At 67.0% G+C, this 18100-nt stretch carries 15 protein-coding genes; 14 read left to right on the top strand and 1 reads right to left on the bottom strand.

All coding sequences use genetic code 11. The features are described 5' to 3' along the window. Positions 1 to 157 precede the first annotated feature (157 nt). The 9 genes from eccCa (at position 158) to ACTDXD_RS01695 (ending at position 10895) form a co-directional block, all read left to right on the top strand. Entirely contained in the window at positions 158 to 4159 is a 4002-nt protein-coding gene (gene eccCa / locus ACTDXD_RS01735) for a type VII secretion protein EccCa (protein WP_440125497.1), read from the top strand. Beyond that, positions 4156 to 5580: a type VII secretion-associated protein gene (locus ACTDXD_RS01730; protein ID WP_440125496.1), complete on the top strand. Its 1425-nt coding sequence runs from the start codon at positions 4156 to 4158 to the stop codon at positions 5578 to 5580. The genes eccCa and ACTDXD_RS01730 overlap by 4 nt, the downstream gene beginning before the upstream one ends. A gap of 132 nt (positions 5581 to 5712) precedes the next feature. After that, entirely contained in the window at positions 5713 to 6066 is a 354-nt protein-coding gene (locus ACTDXD_RS01725; RefSeq protein WP_440125495.1) for a WXG100 family type VII secretion target, read from the top strand. Positions 6067 to 6141: 75 nt separating this feature from the next. Continuing rightward, positions 6142 to 6438: a WXG100 family type VII secretion target gene (locus tag ACTDXD_RS01720; protein WP_440125493.1), complete on the top strand. Its 297-nt coding sequence runs from the start codon at positions 6142 to 6144 to the stop codon at positions 6436 to 6438. A 265-nt stretch (positions 6439 to 6703) separates the two neighbouring features. Continuing rightward, a complete protein-coding gene (gene rplM, locus ACTDXD_RS01715; protein WP_054714919.1) occupies positions 6704 to 7147 on the top strand; it encodes a 50S ribosomal protein L13 in 444 nt (147 codons plus the stop codon). Then, the gene (rpsI, locus tag ACTDXD_RS01710; protein ID WP_169685583.1) at positions 7144 to 7662 is read left to right on the top strand and encodes a 30S ribosomal protein S9; all 519 of its coding nucleotides are present in this window, start codon (positions 7144 to 7146) and stop codon (positions 7660 to 7662) included. The genes rplM and rpsI overlap by 4 nt, the downstream gene beginning before the upstream one ends. A 161-nt stretch (positions 7663 to 7823) precedes the next feature. Next, positions 7824 to 9161, top strand: coding sequence for a phosphoglucosamine mutase (gene glmM, locus ACTDXD_RS01705; RefSeq protein WP_440125492.1), 1338 nt, complete (start codon positions 7824 to 7826; stop codon positions 9159 to 9161). A gap of 115 nt (positions 9162 to 9276) precedes the next feature. Beyond that, positions 9277 to 9606, top strand: a complete 330-nt coding sequence (locus ACTDXD_RS01700) for a hypothetical protein (RefSeq protein ID WP_440125491.1) — start codon at positions 9277 to 9279, stop codon at positions 9604 to 9606. Continuing rightward, a complete protein-coding gene (locus ACTDXD_RS01695; RefSeq protein WP_440125490.1) occupies positions 9603 to 10895 on the top strand; it encodes a hypothetical protein in 1293 nt (430 codons plus the stop codon). Before ACTDXD_RS01700 ends, ACTDXD_RS01695 begins: the two co-directional genes overlap by 4 nt. An 11-nt stretch (positions 10896 to 10906) precedes the next feature. On the opposite strand, the gene ACTDXD_RS01690 is transcribed toward ACTDXD_RS01695, so the two are convergent. Continuing rightward, positions 10907 to 11755 carry a hypothetical protein gene (locus ACTDXD_RS01690; protein ID WP_440125489.1) on the bottom strand — a complete coding sequence of 283 codons (849 nt, stop codon included), beginning with the start codon at positions 11753 to 11755 and terminating at the stop codon, positions 10907 to 10909. A gap of 139 nt (positions 11756 to 11894) precedes the next feature. Here ACTDXD_RS01690 and glmS point away from each other — a divergent pair, with 139 nt between their 5' ends. From glmS to tsaE, 5 genes are read left to right on the top strand one after another with little or no spacing between them, the layout of a single operon-like run. After that, positions 11895 to 13760, top strand: coding sequence for a glutamine--fructose-6-phosphate transaminase (isomerizing) (gene glmS / locus ACTDXD_RS01685; protein ID WP_440125488.1), 1866 nt, complete (start codon positions 11895 to 11897; stop codon positions 13758 to 13760). A gap of 36 nt (positions 13761 to 13796) precedes the next feature. Beyond that, complete coding sequence (locus ACTDXD_RS01680; protein ID WP_440125486.1) at positions 13797 to 15254, top strand: NAD(P)H-hydrate dehydratase; 1458 nt, start codon at positions 13797 to 13799, stop codon at positions 15252 to 15254. A 58-nt stretch (positions 15255 to 15312) separates the two neighbouring features. Then, positions 15313 to 16491: an alanine racemase gene (gene alr / locus ACTDXD_RS01675; RefSeq protein WP_440125485.1), complete on the top strand. Its 1179-nt coding sequence runs from the start codon at positions 15313 to 15315 to the stop codon at positions 16489 to 16491. Then, positions 16488 to 17546 carry an alpha/beta fold hydrolase gene (locus ACTDXD_RS01670; RefSeq protein WP_440125484.1) on the top strand — a complete coding sequence of 353 codons (1059 nt, stop codon included), beginning with the start codon at positions 16488 to 16490 and terminating at the stop codon, positions 17544 to 17546. The genes alr and ACTDXD_RS01670 overlap by 4 nt, the downstream gene beginning before the upstream one ends. Next, positions 17512 to 18024 (top strand): tRNA (adenosine(37)-N6)-threonylcarbamoyltransferase complex ATPase subunit type 1 TsaE, encoded by a 513-nt coding sequence (gene tsaE, locus ACTDXD_RS01665; protein ID WP_440125483.1) that lies wholly within the window; start codon positions 17512 to 17514, stop codon positions 18022 to 18024. Before ACTDXD_RS01670 ends, tsaE begins: the two co-directional genes overlap by 35 nt. The last annotated feature ends 76 nt before the right edge of the window (positions 18025 to 18100 follow it).

Below are 18100 nucleotides of genomic sequence, written 5' to 3'. Positions count from 1 at the left end.
TTCGTGCACCGACCCGGAGACCGAAGGCGGCGCGGACCTTTCGACGACGCAGACCTTACGACATCGCCGTGGATGTAGTTGTTGCGGTGCGCTACTCTTCCACGACCGTGGGGGGGAAGGTCGTTGTCGGCGGCCGGTGTGTACGGGGGGTTGGGGAATGAGCACGGTTCGTTTTGCGCGTCGAGTGCGTCGGGATGCGCCACGCGCACCCGGTGGGGAAGTGAGTCTGCAGGCACCGCCGGATATTCCGAGAGCCACACCGGGCAACTTGCTCATGAAGCTGCTGCCTCTGGTGATGGTTGCGGCGATGATAGGCATGGTCGCGCTCATGTTCGGTTCCGGAATGGCGCGCAGTCCCATGGCTTTGGTCTTCCCGCTGATGATGATGGTGTCGATGATCGGCATGCTCGCCAACAGCGGTCGCGGAGGCGGCGCGAAAACTGCCGAGGCGAACGAGGATCGCAAAGACTACCTGCGCTACCTCGACACCCTGCGGCGCGACGTCGCCGAGACGGGTTCGGCGCAGCGGCGGTCCCTCGAGTGGACCCACCCGGACCCGGCGCTGTTGTGGACTCTCGTCGGGACGGTCCGGATGTGGGAACGCCGCACTTCCGACGCGGACTTCTGCCACGTGCGGGTGGGCCTGGGGGGACAGCGACTCGCGACGAAGCTGATCGCTCCCGAGACCGGCCCGGTCGAGGATCTCGAACCGGTCGCCGCGGTGTCGTTGCGCCGCTTCGTGCGCGCGCACTCGGTGGTGCCTGCGCTCCCGACGGCTGTATCGATGCGTGGATTCGCGTCGGTCGGTATCAGTGGCGACCGTGAGGCCGCGCAGCAGCTGGCCCGGGCGATGCTCGCTCAACTGTGCACCTTTCATGCACCCGATGTACTCCAGGTCGCCGTCGTATGCGGACCGGACACCGCTGCGGAATGGGAGTGGGTCAAGTGGCTCCCTCACGCGCAGCATCCCGAGGCGCGCGACGGGGCAGGCAGCGCCCGCATGGTGTTCGGTTCCGTACTCGAACTCGAGACGGTCCTCGGTGTTCACCTGTCCTCACGCGGACGGTTCGTCCGCAACACACCCGCCGTCGAAACAGTTCCGCAACTGCTGATCGTCATCGACGGCGGGGTCTCCGGATCCGGTTCCGGGCTCCTCGACGATGGGCTCGACTCGGTGACACTGCTCGACCTCTCCGGGTTCGCGCCGCGGCTCGCGGCGCATCGTGGGCTGCAGCTGGTCGTGGAGAACGGTCGTCTCGGCGCGAGAACGGGCAGTTCGGTGGAAACCTTTGCGGAGGCCGACGGCATCGGTGCCCCGCAAGCGCAGGCCTTGGCGCGCCGCCTCGCCCCGTACCGCGCCGCTACTCAATTCGCGACGGACGACGGAGCCGACACCGGCAGTATCGAGAACTGGCAGGACCTGCTCGGACTCGGCGACATCGCACGACTCGATCCGTTGCAGGCCTGGGCACCGAGATCCGGTCGCGACAGGCTGCGAGTCCCGATCGGTGTCGGTGTGGACGGCGCTCCGGTCGAGATCGACCTGAAGGAGTCTGCGGAGAACGGGATGGGTCCGCACGGCCTGTGCATCGGTGCCACGGGTTCGGGAAAGAGCGAGTTCCTGCGGACTCTCGTGCTCGGCCTTGTCGCAACGCACTCACCGGATGCACTCAACCTCGTACTCATCGATTTCAAGGGCGGCGCGACTTTCCTCGGGCTCGATCGGAGTCCGCACGTTGCAGCAGTCATCACCAACCTGGCCGACGAGCTCGCGATGGTCGAACGGATGAAAGACGCACTCGAGGGCGAGATGACCCGCAGGCAGGAGCTGTTGCGAGCGGCAGGCAACTTCGCGAATGTCGGTGACTACGAAAGAGCCAGGAGTGCAGGTGCTCCGCTCGCACCGTTGCCGGCATTGTTCATCGTCGTCGACGAGTTCTCGGAACTGCTCGCCCAGCAGCCCGAATTCGCCGACCTCTTTGCGGCGATCGGCCGTCTCGGCAGGTCGCTGCACATGCATTTGTTGCTGGCGAGCCAGCGGCTCGACGAAGGAAAATTGCGTGGTCTGGACAGCCACCTGTCCTATCGCATCGGACTGAAGACCTTTTCCGCAAACGAATCCCGCAGTGTTCTCGGTGTTCCGGATGCATACAGCCTGCCACCCACACCAGGTGCCGGTTACCTCAAATGCGATTCCGCGGAGATCGTGCGTTTCGATGCAGCCTACGTTTCGGGACCGTACGAACCCGGCAGGCCGGCGCGCAGGAGTCGGACGGCGGCTGCCGGAACTGCCGGCCCGCGCGTGTTCACGGCACGCGATGTACCTGCCGATCGGGGAGCCCCCCTGCCGGTCCCGACGGCAGGCGATCCGACCCCGGAAACGGGGGCGACCACGGCCGACGGGGGCCGCACTGTCCTGGACGTCGTGGTCGGCAGGGTCCGTGGTCACGGCACCCCAGCACACGAGGTGTGGCTTCCGCCGCTGGACGAATCTCCGAGCCTCGACAGAGTCCTGTCACACTCGTTGCTCACCGGAGATGTGCTGCGCCAGTCCACTTTGCGGACGACGATCGGGATCGTCGACCGGCCCTTCGAACAGCGTCGGGACCCTTTGGTCGTCGACCTGTCGGGAGCTGCAGGCAACGCCATCGTGGTCGGAGGTCCGCAATCGGGTAAATCGACGTTGCTGCGCACCCTGATCGTGTCGTTGGCCGCTACCCACACAGCTGAGCAGATCCAGTTCTACTGCCTCGATTTCGGTGGCGGCACTCTTGCCGGGATCTCAGGTCTCCCACACGTAGGTTCCGTGGCGAATCGTCTCGCCGCGGACCGGGTTCGCCGCACCGTTGCGGAACTCATGGGGCTACTGCGTCGGAGAGAGCAGCAGTTCGGCGATTGGGGGCTCGAATCGATGTCGCAGATGAGACGGTTGCGTGCCGAAGGTGCCCCGCATGTCTCCGCAGAGCCATTCGGCGACGTCTTCCTCGTGATCGACGGCTGGCCCAGCATTCGGGAGGACTTCGAGCCACTCGAGCAGAGTGTCGGTGTCCTGGCGTCGCGTGGGTTGTCCTACGGAATCCATGTCGTGATCAGTGCACCGCGGTGGTGGGACGTCCGGCCGGCGCTGCGTGACCACCTCGGAACGCGCCTCGAACTCCGTCTCGGCGACCCGGCCGATTCGGAATACGGGCGTAAGAAGGCGGCGCTGGTGCCCGAGGGCAGGCCCGGCCGAGGAATCGACCGGGACGGACTTCACGTACTGGCTGCACTGCCACGAGTCGACTGCAGTGCAGGTGTCGACGATCTCAGCGAGGGCGTGGCCGCGGCTGTCGCCGCGATCGCTGCTGCAACTCCGGGCGGCCATGCGCCCGCTGTCAGGATGCTGCCCGAGGAGGTCGACCGCGCGGCCGTGCTCGCTGCGCTTCCCGGCGGCTGGCCGGTCTCGACCAGCGCACCGGTCGCGCAGCGGTTGCACACGCCGATCGGGATCGACGAGGCGGAGCTGGCTCCGGTGGCCCTCGACTTCGCCGAGAGTCCCCACCTGCTGGTGTTCGGAGATTCCGGGTGCGGGAAGACCACGCTGCTCCACGGGATCTGCCGGAGCCTCATGGAGTCGAACACCGGGGCGCAGGCACGGATCATCATCGGCGACTACCGCCGGACCATGCTCGGAGTAGTCGAAGGCGACCATCTCGGCGGTTACGCGCCGAGCGCGTCCGTGTTGTCGACGATGGCCGTCGAACTCGCCGGGATCTTCGAACGACGGCTTCCGGGCGCCGACACCACCCAGCAGCAATTACGCGACCGCACATGGTGGACGGGCCCCGAGGTGTTCGTCATCGTCGACGACTACGACCTGGTTGCGTCATCCGGTCAGAATCCGTTGACGCCGCTGCTCGAGTATCTTCCGCAGGCGAAGGATATCGGTCTGCACCTGATCATCGCGAGGCGCGCGGGCGGTGCGAGTCGCGCGCTGTACGAACCGGTCATCGCACGGTTGCGGGAACTGTCCACCCCGGGCCTGATCATGTGCGGAAGTCGCGACGAAGGCGCGCTCATCGGCACTGCACGGCCCGGTCCGATGCCGCCCGGCCGAGGAATCCTCGTGCGACGCAACGGTAACGAACTCATCCAGACAGCACGGCCACAACCGTCGTGAGCACGGATGTGCTGGGACTCCACATCGGATCGTCAGGCGTGTGTGCGCGCCGTGGCGAACGCATCCGGTACGTGCCTGCCATCGCTGGGAGGCTGGGCGACGGGTGGGTTTTCGGAGACGCCGCGGCGGCGCTGGAGACGACCGACGTGTTTGCAGATGACTCCGTCGAGATGCTCACAGGACTGATGCGTTATGCCGCTGCAGCGGTCGGTGCGCCCCCGAGTACGGGAACGGTCGTCGCGGTGCATCCGACGAAGTGGAGTGCGCGGCGGCGTGACGCGCTGTACACCGCCGTTCGGAACGTTGCACGCAATGCGGAGTTGATACCGGCTGCGGTCGCGGCATGCGACGCAGTCGAGGTGGCTACGGACGAACGATGTGTGACGCTCGAGGTCGAGACGGACGGGGTCACAGCGACCTCGCTCGAACCGGGTGGCAGTGGGCGTGCTGTCATCGACCGTGTTGCGAGGGATCCGGGGCTGGCGGCCGGGGAGGTGGATTCCGACGACGGCACCACATGCCTCAGATCTCTGATCGAAGCGGTCTCCGGACGAGTCGATCCGGATGTCCTGCTGGTGACGGGCGTTCCAGGTGAACCTGCGGGTGTCGAATTGTGCACGCGGTTGGGCGTGCGGATCGGACGCGGGATCCGGGTTGTTCCCGTCGCAGCATCGGAGATGCTTGCACCGTTCACGCGGGTGTCCGAGCCGAGAGAGGGGCAGGCCGGGGCCGCGGAGAGCGATGCCGGGACGTCGACGGCGCAATGGCTGCGGGACGTCCGTGGCCCGATGCCCGAGCCGTCGCGCGCCCCGGTCCTGGGTTGGGCACTCGCGGGGGCGCTGCTCGTGGTCGTCGTCGTTGCCGCAATGGTGCTCACATCGGGTGGTGAGGGCACCGGCGAGACCGTCGCGGACACCGGTGTCTCCGGCAGTGCCGGCGTGGCCGAAGCTTCCGACAGTCCTTCCGCCCCGGCCTCGCCGGAGGCGGACGACCCCGAGTTCGCCACGATCGATCTGGGGCCCGTGCGCCTGGACCTCCCATCGTCTTGGCGTATACGTGATTCCGACGTACAGCAGCCGGGACGGATCGAGCTGTTGCCGGGTTCGGGGCCCGACCGAAGGATCGTGGTCGTGTACTCACATCTCGCGGACGGGATGGATTCGGATGCGGTGGCGATCAGTCTTGCGGCGCGCGCGGCGGCGCGTAGCGATGTCATCCGAGATATCGAGTCGGACACACGCTTCGGTGATCGTCCGGTCATTTCCTACGTCGAGGTGCCCGACGAGTTCTCCACGGTGCGGTGGTCGGTCGTCGTCATGCCCGGTATTCAGGTTTCGATCGGCTGCCAGTTCCTCGCCGACGAATGGACCGGAATCAGAAATGAATGCGAACAGGCTGTGCACACAGTGGAGCCGGTGTGAGAAATCTTCGACATAGTTCGGATCGAGCGGAACCGATCCGGCGCGGGCTGCGTCGAATCAGGTGTAGGGGCGAAGCGGTCGGACCAACGGGGGCCGAGGGAACCGCAACGCGGAACAATGGAGGGGTACGCGATGAGCGAGGGCGGAACCGGCAGCGGGGGGCAGGTCACTACCGACGTCGTGACCATGGAAGTGGTCGCGAGTCAGCTGCAGGACTCGCGAACCGAACTCGAAGGCACGATCCAGGCGCTTCGTGCGCGGGTCGCGGCGGTCGACGAAGTGTGGCGAAGCAAGGCAGCGAATCAATTCGCGGGAATCATGGAGCGCTGGGATCGCAATGGCCGACAGCTGAACCTGGCACTCGACGAACTGGCAGAAGGTATTCGAAGCAGTGGCCGGTCCTACGAGGAAGCAGTACAGGAGCAATCTGCGGCGTTGAACCGCGTCGATCCGGGATCCGGGTCGGCACTGAACGGATCTTACTGATCGACCGACGTACGTCGGCAGCCCGCTGGACGGCAATTCCAGCAGGGACCACTTCGAACAGACAGGGAACCCCACATGCCCGATGGCGAGATCTATCAGAATTTCGGCGGCATAGATGATCTGCACGCGGGACTTTCCACGTTGCAGAAGAACATGAACGACACGCTCGACAGCATTGCGCGCCAGGTGGCTCCACTGATCGAAACCTGGGGCGGCGACGCCCAGGAAACCTACCGAGGCACACAGGAACGCTGGAATCAGGCGCAACTCGGACTCAATCAGGTCCTGTTCGAGATCAACACTGCCGTTGCCGGCGGCAACGACAGGATGCGCGACACCGAGGTGCTGAACAAGGGACGTTTCCCCGGGTGAAACCTGCCCGCCAGGCGGGGCGGGGAGACCCCGCTGCGCGATGTCCCGGGGGTGGAGAGGCCGCCGGGACATTGCGTGCCCGGGAAGTCGGAGCTGCCGCGCTTTGACCCTGCCGCCCTCCGACGGGTATTGTGTGCGATCGGCGTGTCGCACGCTGTCGTAGCCATGTGCGCGGCAAGCGTCGTCTCTCGGGTCTCAACTGGCCGCCGAGGTCGACTATGCGCGGCACGCGGGCCAGCAGCGAAACGATAGACGAGGAAGATCTGTGTCTACGTACACACCGAAAGCCGGCGACGTGACCCATCAGTGGCACGTCATCGACGCCACCGACGTGGTGCTCGGCCGCCTCGCGGTGCAGGCGGCAAACCTGCTCCGCGGCAAGCACAAGCCCACCTTTGCCCCGCATGTCGACGGTGGTGACTTCGTCGTCATCATCAACGCCGACAAGGTCGCCATCTCCGGCAACAAGCGCGAAGGCAAGTTCCTCTACAGCCACTCCGGTCACCCGGGTGGTCTCCGCGCTCGTTCCGTGGGTGAGGTTCTCGAGAAGAACCCCGACCGCCTCGTGGAGAAGGCCGTCACCGGCATGCTCCCCAAGAACAAGCTCGGCCGCGCCATCGCCAAGAAGCTGAAGGTCTACGCGGGCCCGAACCACCCCCACGCCGCGCAGCAGCCGGTGCCGTTCGAGATCAAGCAGGTGGCCCAGTGACGGCGCCGGAGGAGCAGAACGTGAACCCCGAAGAGTACGCCGACAACGTCGAGGTTGCCGCGGACGAATACGTGGTCGAGGAGGTTGCCGAGGACTTCGTCGAGGCACCCGTCGCGCCGATCGTGTTCGATCGTCCGATCCAGACCGTCGGTCGCCGTAAGGAGGCGGTCGCTCGCGTCCGCCTCGTGCCCGGCTCCGGCAAGTTCGTGCTCAACGGACGCACCATCGAGGACTACTTCCCGAACAAGGTGCACCAGCAGCTCGTGAAGTCGCCGTTGGTGACCGTCGAGCGCGTCGAGTCGTTCGACATCCACGCGAGCCTGCACGGCGGCGGACCGTCCGGCCAGGCCGGCGCTCTGCGTCTCGCCATCGCGCGTGCGCTGACCGAGGTCACCCCCGAGGATCGCCCGGCGCTCAAGCGCGCAGGCTTCCTCACGCGTGACCCGCGTGCGACCGAGCGTAAGAAGTACGGTCTCAAGAAGGCCCGTAAGGCACCTCAGTACTCCAAGCGCTGATGTGTCGCCGGCGCTGACCTCGTCAGCTTCGGTACCTGTTCGACCACGAGAGCAGGCGCCGGTAGAGAACTACTACCGGTGCCTGCTTTCGTGCATTCTGATTCCGGTGACAGTGTCCATGAGGGTCCTGTCTTCCGAAGACTCGACGTGAGGACGTGTGTATGGCCCGGTTGTTCGGCACGGATGGGGTTCGCGGGATGGCGAACGCCGGATTGACGGTGGAATTGGCGATGCGGCTCGCAGGAGCGGCGGCGACCGTGCTCGCGCCCGCCCGTGCCGGTCGTCGCCCGGTTGCCGTGGTGGGTCGTGATCCGCGTGCGAGTGGCGAGATGCTCGAAGCCGCCGTCACCGCGGGGCTTGCCGCAGCCGGCGTCGACGTCGTGTCGGTCGGTGTGCTGCCCACTCCGGCAGTCGCGTATCTCACCGGTGACTACGCTGCGGATCTCGGTGTGATGATCTCGGCGTCACACAATCCCATGCCGGACAATGGAATCAAGATCTTCGCCGCAGGCGGTCACAAACTCGACGATGCAGCCGAGGACAGGATCGAGGCGGCACTGCACGACGAGACGCCTCCGGCCCGCCCGACCGGAGCCGGTGTCGGCAGGATCCGAACCGCAGACGACGCGGCAGATCGTTATCTGGCGCACCTCGCGAGCGCGACGAGCGTGTCCCTCGACGGTGTCACAGTGGTGGTCGACTGCGCGCACGGCGCGGCCTCACACGTCGGTCCCGCCGCCTATGCCGCGGCCGGCGCCACGGTGATCGCGATCAGCGCCGAACCGGACGGCCTCAACATCAACGACGGTTGCGGGTCGACGCATCTCGCGTCCTTGCAGAAAGCCGTGATCGAGCACGGCGCCGATCTCGGCCTCGGACACGACGGCGATGCGGATCGTTGCCTCGCGGTCGATGCGTCCGGCGCGGTCGTCGACGGTGACGCCATCATGGCAGTGCTCGCACTGAGTATGCGAGACCGCGACGAGCTGCGTGACGACACACTCGTCGCAACCGTCATGAGCAATCTCGGTCTGCACCTGGCGATGCGGGAGTCCGGAATCGAGGTCGTGACAGTTGGAGTCGGCGACCGGTATGTGCTCGAGGAACTCCGTCGTGGCGGCTTCTCCCTCGGAGGAGAGCAATCCGGACACATCGTCTTCCCCGCACACGGCACGACCGGTGACGGCGTTCTGACCGGACTGCGGTTGATGGAACGGATGGCAGTGACCGGAACGTCACTGGCAGACCTGGCCGCGGTGATGCGGTCGCTCCCGCAGGTCCTCGTCAATGTCCCGGTATCGGACAAAGCCGCGGTCGCGGCGAACCGGGCGGTCGCCGATGCTGTTGCCGAAGCCGAACGGGAACTCGGCAATACCGGACGAGTGCTCTTGCGCCCATCCGGCACCGAGCAGCTCGTCCGCGTCATGGTCGAGGCGTCGGAGAACACGCACGCACAGGCTGTCGCCGATCGACTGGCGAAGGTCGTTGCCGGCGTCTGAGGAGAAGACGATCGCCGAGCGGCGGGGGCAGTTCTTTTCGTCGAACGGGGAACCGGATCGGCTGCCGCTGCGTCAAACTCTGTGACGGTGTCGACCGACACGTGAAGGAGTGGGCGTGGAGCCACGAGGCGAGCTGTATTTCGACGGCACAGCTGTCCGGGCTGTCGTTTCGACGGTGACCGGTTCTGCGATGTCAGCGGACAGGACATGTCGCCGTGCGCTCGGCGCCATGGAATTCGGGCCGCGATACGCAGGCGAGTCGTATCGATCGCGAGGGGTCGCCGTCGAAGAGGGGTATCGGCGCCTGCGGCGTGCGCTCGACGAATGGACGGCGGAGACCAACCGGTCTTCCGATGCCGCGGCGAGAGCCGCGGACGGATACCGCGACCAGGAACAGGCCACCTTCGACGCACTCTGCGGCACCCGGATGGACCTCCCTCGGTGAACTCACCGAGGACAGGTCCGACCGCGTCGCTCGAGGCCGGTGCACGCGGTCTGGATTTCTTCGCCGCTTACCTGCCGCACGCTCACAGCGCCGGCATCGCAGACCGGATCACCGTTGAAGGTTTGCGCGCACGCTACGAAGAGCAGATCGGACTCGACATGTCGGTACTCGCCGACGACGCGGCCGTGCTGACCCGACTCGCGAGCGACTTGGACAGCCTGGTTACGGAGCAATCGGACGGAGTGCGCGCCTTACGTTCGGCGTGGCAGGGAGATGTCGGCGATCTCGCCCACGACGATCTGCATCGAGCCGTGCAGCGCGGTGCGATGCTGCACGACACGGTAGATGCGCTGGCCCGAACCTGCACGGATGCGGTCGAAAGTATCACCCGTGCGGTCGACGAGAAGGCGAACGCCATCGGACGGTTCGCGGATATGTCGGTCGCCGGCCGGACCCCGGAGGACATCGGCACGATCATCGCCGGAACGGGCGGCGACGGCGGCCCCACTATCGGGCAGGTGGCACTGTGGTGCGCGGAGGCAGGCACACCCGCTCCTGAGCCGGCCGGAGTCGCGGCGTGGTGCGAGCGCTGGTTGGACGAGGTGTTCGCGCCGACGATGCAGTCGAGGATCGATCGGTTCATCGAGGTGTGCGATAGCGCCCACGACACCGTCGACCGCCACCTCGGCGCGATCGCCCGTTCCTTCGACCTGCTTGACACACCTGTACGGGCGTCCGAGCCGGCGAGACAGCTCGGCGGTGGCCCCCTCGGTACGGCCGATACCACCGGAGGGCCGGATGACATCCTCGGAGCGGCGACAGACCTCGTGGATGCCGGTCGAGAGCTGGTCGGTGCCGTTGCGGATCTGACCAGCGCAGTAGCCGAACTCGCGACGGCCGCGGCAGAGGGAGCAGCCGTCTTCACCGAGGCTGTCGCGTCCGGGATCTCCCGGCCCGGCGTCGAGGGCTTCGAGCCCCCACCGGACGCGGGGGTGCAGGCAGGGCCGGCGGACGCGGGGGTGCAGGCAGGGCCGGCCGGCCCGGCGGTGTTCGTGCCGAAGTCGGCAGAGTCCGGCCCGGCTCCACAGCCGCCGTCCACACCGCAGGAGCCGCCTTCGTCGCAGGATGCGTGGCCACCCGCCGGGCCCATGGTCGCTCAGGCGCCGACCGAAAGCCGAGCTGCCAACCGTCGAACGGGCGTGAATTCGGGTGCCGCGGCAACCGACCCCGTCGACACGGAGTCGCCCGAGGACGACGGAGTCGTGCTCGCCGAGGCGGGACCGTTGTGACGTCGCGGGATCTAGCCGCTGAGCAGCTTGTTTATGCGGCTACCGAGATCCTCCTCGACCAGAGCGGGATCCGTGATCGCGGTGGAACCGGGAATTTCGGTCGTGGAATCGGAGAACACCGCGTAGGTCTTGTCGTCGGTGAGTCGATTCAAAAGGAATCCGGTCAGGAGCGCCCGGGTGCGCTCCTGTGTCTTCCGCTCGGCCCCGCCGAACCCGAGAGCGCCGAGTAGGCGACGGCCCTCCACGAGCCCTTGGTCGTCGGCCTTGTCGACGACGCGCAATTGCACGTCCTCGCCGCCCCAATTCTGGGCCACCGACACCGCGTCGCTGTTCATCGAGCCGAAACTCTTCTCTCCGACGAGCACCAACCCGGGTGCTGTGACGCGGGCGGCGGCTTCGGCTGCTGAGGGAGAGGTGGGGGCGGGGTAGAGCGCCGCGACAGCGCCCACCCTGCGCTGCGCCGCGCCCAGAATCGCGGCACCGGCGCCCAGGCCGTGCCCGACGAGAGCAAGCCGGTGCGGATGCACGCTGATGCGACCGGTGCCCAGTCGGACGCCCGTGCAGATGTCGAGGGTGGTCAGCAGATCGGTGGCCAATCCGACGGAGGAAGGGATCGGGCCGCGTTCGGTGCCGGGCGCTGCAGCCACGATCCCCCATGAGGCGAGATGCTCGAGCAGCCCCGAGTACTTGCCGATGCCGGTCAGCCAGCCGTGACCGAACGCCACCGCGGGAAGGTTGAAGCCTTCCGCAGGGGTGTAGACGATGCCGGGGAGACCGGCGAGCGCGAGGTCGCCGCGCAGCACCGTGTGCGGGCCGCGCTTCGAGAGTTGCCGAGCCAGGGATTTCGGGTTCGCCGCCACGGCGAGAACGTTAGCCGATCGTCGTGGGAGACGGGTGCGGTGATCGGGCTGGGCGTGCCGCAGCTGCTCTGTGTACCGTGCACAACCTGGTCACCAGCGCATTGTCGATGAGCCGAGCGTGCCAAGTACCCTGCTAACCATGTGCGGAATCGTGGGGTATGTCGGGCACCGCCGTGCCCTCGACGTCGTGGTGGAGGCGCTTCGGCGGATGGAGTACCGAGGCTACGACTCGGCCGGTATCGCCGTCCTCGACGGCGAGGGTGGGCTCGCCGTCGAACGTAAGGCCGGCCGGCTCGCGAACCTGGAAGCGGAACTCGCCGAGATCGGTGAGGACCGGTTCGACGGTACGGCAGGGATGGGACACACGAGGTGGGCGACGCACGGTCGTCCCACCGACCGCAACGCGCATCCGCATCGCGATGCGAGCGACCGGATCGCGGTGGTCCACAACGGCATCATCGAGAACTTCGCGCCGCTTCGTGCCGAACTCGAAACGGCAGGCGTCGAACTGGAATCCGACACCGACACCGAGGTCGCGGTCCACCTGGTTGCCCGCGCGTACGCGCACGGGCCTACGGCCGGTGATTTCGTCGAGAGCGCCCGCAGTGTGCTGCGCCGCCTCGAAGGCGCGTTCACGCTCGTGTTCGTGCATGCAGATCATCCGGGAACGATCATCGCGGCCCGCCGCTCGACGCCGCTGGTCGTCGGCGTCGGAGACGGTGAGATGTTCATTGCCTCGGATGTGGCGGCATTCATCGAGTTCACCCGCGACGCCGTCGAGCTGGGCCAGGACCAGGTCGTGGTGATCACGAAGGATTCGTATGTGGTCACCGACTTCGACGGCAATACCGATGTGCCGACGCAGCCATTCACCATCGACTGGGATCTCGCGGCCGCGGAGAAGGGCGGTCACGACTACTTCATGCTCAAGGAGATCGAGGAGCAACCCGCCGCGGTTGCGGACACGTTGCGCGGGCATTTCGTCGACGGCCGGATCGTGCTCGACGAGCAGCGGCTCTCGGATCAGGAACTGCGTGACATCGACAAGGTGTTCGTCGTTGCGTGTGGCAGCTCCTATCACTCGGGTCTGGTGGCGAAGTACGCGATCGAGCATTGGACGCGGTTGCCCGTCGAGGTCGAGCTGGCATCGGAGTTCCGGTACCGGGATCCGGTGCTGGACCGGTCGACGCTGGTGGTAGCGATCTCGCAGTCGGGGGAGACCGCCGACACGCTCGAGGCGGTGCGGCACGCGAAGGATCAGAAAGCACGGGTGCTTGCGGTGTGCAACACCAACGGTGCGCAGATTCCACGTGAGGCCGATGCGGTGTTGTATACGCGGACCGGTCCGGAGATCGGGGTTGCCTCGACGAAGGCGTTCCTGGCGCAGATGGCGGCGAACCTGTTGGTGGGGTTGGCGTTGGCGCAGGCGCGGGGCACCAAGTATCCCGATGAGGTGGCGCGCGAGTATCAGGATCTCGAGGCGATGCCCGCGAAGATCGAGCAGTTGCTGTCCGGGATGGGGCCGGTGCGGGAGTTGGCGCGGGAGTTGGCGGCGTCGCCTGCGGTGCTGTTCCTGGGTCGGCATGTGGGGTATCCGGTGGCGCTCGAGGGTGCGCTCAAGCTCAAAGAGCTGGCGTACATGCATGCGGAGGGTTTCGCCGCAGGTGAGCTCAAGCACGGGCCGATCGCGTTGATCGAGGACGGATTGCCCGTCATCGTCGTCATGCCGTCGCCCAAGGGGCGTGCTGTTCTGCACAGTAAGTTGCTCAGCAACATCCGGGAGATCCAGGCCCGTGGTGCGGTGACCGTGGTCATCGCGGAGGAGGGTGACGAGACGGTGCGTCCGTTCGCGGATCATCTCGTGGAGATCCCCGCGTCGCCGTCGTTGTTGCAGCCGTTGTTGTCGACGGTGCCGTTGCAGGTGTTCGCTGCGGAAGTTGCGCAGTCGCGCGGGTACGACGTGGACAAGCCCCGTAATCTCGCCAAGTCCGTCACCGTCGAATAGTCGCGAGAAGCGCAGACCGATCGATCGGGAGTCCCGATGCGCAGCTACTACCCATGTGAGCAGGTTCGTGCCGCGGAGGCGCAACACCTGGCGGTCCTGCCCGAGGGCACGCTGATGCGCCGAGCCGCGTTCGGGCTCGCGCGACTGGTGGCCGAGGAACTTCGCGCGCGCACAGGTGCCGTCGCGGGGCGGGCGGTGACCTTGCTCGTGGGTTCGGGCGACAACGGCGGCGACGCTCTGTGGGCCGGTGCGTTCCTGCGTCGGCGCGGGGTCGCGGTGACCGCAATGTTGCTCGCTCCGGATCGTGCGCATCCTGCGGGACTCGCCGCATTGCGCGCGGAGGGGGGCCGCACGGCAACCGCGACGCCCGAGCATCTCGGCGATCCCGACCTCGTGCTCGACGGTATCGTCGGAATATCGGGCCGCGGCCCGTTGCGTCCGGCGGCGGCAGCCCTCGTCGATGCGGTCACTGCGCCGATCGTCGCGGTCGACACGCCGAGCGGTGTCGATCCCGACACCGGGGTGATCGACGGCCCGGCGGTGACCGCCGCGCTCACAGTCACGTTCGGTGCACGCAAACCTGTGCACGTCCTTGCCCCGACGCGATGCGGTCGCGTCGAACTGGTCGACATCGGTCTCGACCTGCCGCCGTCGGACCTGGTATCGGCGGACCCCGCCGAGCTGGGCGCGATCTGGCCGGTCCCCGGGGCGGACGACGACAAGTACAGCCAGGGCGTGGTCGGCATCGTGGCAGGCAGCGCGCGGTATCCCGGGGCCGCGGTGCTGTGCACGGGCGCTGCGGTGGCCGCAACCTCCGGCATGGTGCGCTACGTCGGCAGCGCGGGAGCAGAGGTACTCGCGCACTGTCCGGAGGTCGTCGCGGCGCCCACATTCGATGCTGCGGGCCGGGTACAGGCATGGGTGATCGGGCCGGGCGCCGGCACGGACGCACGTGCGGAGAACACGCTGCGCGACGTTCTGTCGACCGATCTACCGGTACTCGTCGACGCCGACAGCCTGACGATCCTCGCGCGCAACCCGTCACTCGTGCGGGGTCGTCCCGCGCCGACCCTGCTCACTCCGCACGCCGGGGAGTTCGCGCGTCTCACCGGCAGCGACCCGCAGTCGGACCGGCTCGGTGCTGCGCGCAGCCTCGCTGCGGACTTACAGGTGCACGTGCTTCTCAAGGGACGCACCACGCTCATCGCCCGACCCGACGGACACACGTTCGTCAACGATGCGGGTGGATCGTGGGCGTCGACCGCGGGCGCCGGGGATCTGCTGGCCGGAGTCGTAGGAGCGCTCGTGTCGTCGGGCATGCCGATCGAGCTTGCTGCCGCTGCGGGCGCACGCGCGCACTCACTTGCCGCGAATCTCGCAGCGCGTGGTGAGGACGGCGAGAGTGTCGGAACCGCACCGGTATCGGCAAGCACCATCGCCGAACATCTTCGCGCCGCGGTGCGAATTCTGCGGACCCACGCATCCGAATCGTGATCGGACACACCCGGGCTCCCCGAAGGCGCCGATCGTCGCGGTGGCAGGATCAATTCATGTGACCGCCCTACAACGCACCCCGTCCACCGGCCGATCGCTTCCTCAAGCAGAAGCGATCATCGATCTGGACGCGGTCGCGCACAACGTCAGGCGCCTTCGGGACTACGTCGGCGACACAGCGATCATGGCGGTCGTCAAGGCCGACGCCTACAACCACGGGGCAGTCCCTGTCGCCCGCGCGGCGCTCGCCGCCGGCGCACGCGAACTGGGCGTCACCACGCTCGCCGAAGGGCTCGAGTTGCGCGCCGCCGGAATCGACGCGCCCATCCTGTCATGGCTGCACACGGTCGACGCAGACTACGCACCGGCGATCGCGGCCGGGATCGAACTCGGTGTCTCGTCGCCGCGCCACCTCGCGGCCATAGTTGCCGCCGCGGGAAGCATCGGCGAAACCGCAGTCATCACCGCCAAGGTCGACACGGGGCTCAACCGCAACGGTGTGGCACGCAACGAGTGGCCCGAGTTCGTGCGCGATGTCGCCCGTGCGCAGGCGAGCGGCGCAGTCCGGTTGCGCGGACTGTTCTCACACCTTGCCCACGGCGACGAACTCGGCCATCCCGAGATCGATGTGCAACGCGACAGGCTCCACCAGGCCGCTGACGACCTCCGGCGCTCCGCGCTGACTCCCGAGGTCGTCCATCTGGCCAACTCTGCTGCCACCGTTACCCGACCTGACCTGCGATTCGACATGGTTCGGCCCGGAATTGCGATATACGGGCTGACGCCGATCCCGGAGCAGGGCGATTTCGGGTTGCGGCCGGTGATGACATTGCGAACGAGGGTGGCGCTGGTGAAGAAGGTCTCGGCAGGTTCGGGCGTGTCGTACGGGCACCGCTGGGTCGCCCCGGCCGACACAACGGTGGCGCTACTGCCTATGGGCTACGCCGACGGGATCCGACGCAATCTCAGTGGCCGAATCGATGTTCTGCTCGGCGGGCGGCGTCGCCCCCAGGTGGGCCGCGTGTGCATGGACCAGGTCGTCGTCGACCTCGGCCCGGACGGCGGGGGAGTACAGGAGGGCGACGAAGCGTTGTTCTTCGGTGACGGACGTCTCGGAGAACCCGGAGCCCAGGACTGGGCCGAGCTCTTGGACACGATCAACTACGAGATCGTGACCGGGATCGGTGGCCGAACCGTCCGCACCTATGTAGGTGGTGAAGGAGGCGTGTTGCGATGACGCTGATGGGTCGAATGGGGCTGTTGGGCGCCAGTCTGGTGACACTCGCATCATCGGCGGGTCTGTATGCCGTGCGGAGCGCCGGAATGCCCGCCAACGAGATGTACCGGGGTGAGGACTTCGACGCTCTGCTGCGGCTGACCCAGCGGACCGTCCTGACCGACGACGGCATCCCCCTCGTGGTGCGCGAATCCGGATCGCCACGCGCTCCGCTGACCGTCGTCTTCGTCCACGGCTACTGCCTGCGCATGCAGTCGTGGCATCTGCAGTATCGGCACGTGCTCGAGCGGTGGGGCGAGGATGTCCGGATGGTCTTCTACGACCAGCGCGGTCATGGAGAGTCCGGTATGCCCGGCCGGAATTCGTGCACCATCGCGCAACTCGGGCGCGACCTCGGCCAGGTCATCGACGAGAGCGCCCCAGGCGGGCCGGTCGTCGTGATCGGTCACTCGATGGGCGGCATGACGACGATCGCTCTTGCGTCCCAGCGGCCGGACCTGTTCGAGTCCCGGATCGTGGGCGTGGGTTTGCTCGCGACCACGGCAGCAGGCCTGAACAAGAGCGGGCTCGGCCGCAACCTCGAGAACCCCGTCATCGACGCGTTTCGGTACGCCGCGCGGACCGCACCCGGATTCGTGCAGGCAGCACGCGGTATGGCGCGCGCGGTGGTCACACCGATCCTGCGTGCGGCGTCGTATGGGACGGTGGTCAGCCCGCGACTCGTCGAGTTGTCCGACCGGATGCTCGACGAGACTTCGGTCCTGACGATCGTGAACTTCTTGCGCACTCTCGAACTGCATGATGAATCCGCTGCGCTCCCCGTGCTGGGGTCGGTGCCGTCTCTCGTGCTCTGTGGCGACGCAGACATGGTGATCCCGTTCTCGAGCTCGGAGGCATTGGCCGAGGCGCTTCCCGGAGCCGAACTCGAGCGGGTCCGTGGGGGCGGGCATCTCGTCCAATTCGAGTTCCCGGAGATCGTCAACAGTGCGATCGACCGACTGATCCAGCGAGGTTTCGCGCATGACGTCTCTACCAGACGAGCCGCATTTGTCTGATTCGGCACAGCACGTCGAACTGCCGACAGTCGAGGACACCGAAGCGTTCGGCCGCCGACTGGCAGAAGATCTCCGCGCCGGGGACCTCGTTGTGCTCGACGGTCCGCTCGGGGCGGGCAAGACCGCACTGACGAGAGGACTCGCAGCCGGGCTCGGGGTACAGGGCCGCGTGACATCGCCGACATTCGTCATCGCTCGCGAGCATCGGCCGGGACAGCGCGACGGTGCGCCACCGGTGGGTCTGGTCCATGTCGATGCGTACCGGCTGGGCGACGGCCCGAACGCCCTCGACGAACTCGATGCACTGGATCTCGACACCGACCTCGACGCGGCCGTTGTGGTGGTCGAGTGGGGTGGAGGGCTCGTCGAGAAGCTCACCGACCGGCACCTGCGAGTGCGATTGCGTCGTGATCCCGAGTCCGATGTGCGCCGTGCGGAATGGACCTGGGTGGGCCGACACGCTCCGAGATCCGGATAGGGCCGGAACCGGGAGAGGACCGGGACGCTGGGACGGCTCGAAACTCGAGAGGGCTGGGGACCGGGTATCCTGGGAA

The sequence above is a fragment of the Rhodococcus sp. SJ-3 genome (genome assembly GCF_051918125.1).
Classification (GTDB): Bacteria; Actinomycetota; Actinomycetes; order Mycobacteriales; family Mycobacteriaceae; genus Rhodococcus.
This window is presented reverse-complemented; position numbering and strand designations above follow the sequence as displayed.